Source organism: Pseudomonas sp. AC463, from assembly GCF_979253585.1.
On the sequence record NZ_CEEDDZ010000175.1, the window covers coordinates 1 to 394 of the forward strand.

The 394-nt window shown below is 67.3% G+C and carries 1 protein-coding gene; it reads right to left on the reverse strand.

The window, feature by feature from the left end; genetic code table 11:
• Positions 1-205: 205 nt before the first annotated feature.
• Positions 206-394 (reverse strand): 2Fe-2S iron-sulfur cluster-binding family protein (locus tag AC0IYH_RS29655; protein ID WP_471837644.1); only part of this gene is annotated, 189 nt, incomplete at its 5' end.

A 394-nucleotide genomic window follows, 5' to 3' on the forward strand; every position in this document is an offset into this window, starting at 1 on the left:
TCCGGGTCCATTACGCGGCTTTCGACGGACAAGTGGGCGAAACTCTGGGTTATCGGCACGGTGAAACCCGAACGAGCCGGTACTTATCGCTTTGAACAGGCACGGGACATCCCATGTGCTCCCGCGAAGGCGGGAGCACAGTACTGGATCCCCCCTTCGTGGGGAGACGGGACCGGTCCATGCCGGGTACTGAGGTTGCGCACCTTCACTCTGCCGGGACGCGCACCCTCAGGCCGTCGAGCGCGGCCGTGAGCCGGATCTGGCAGGACAGGCGGCTGGTGCGGGTCGCGACGGGGGCGAGGTCGAGCAGGTCTTCCTCCGCCTCCGTCGCCCGTGGCAGTCGGGCGAAATCGTCGGCGGCGACGATCACGTGGCACGTCGCGCAGGCCATGTC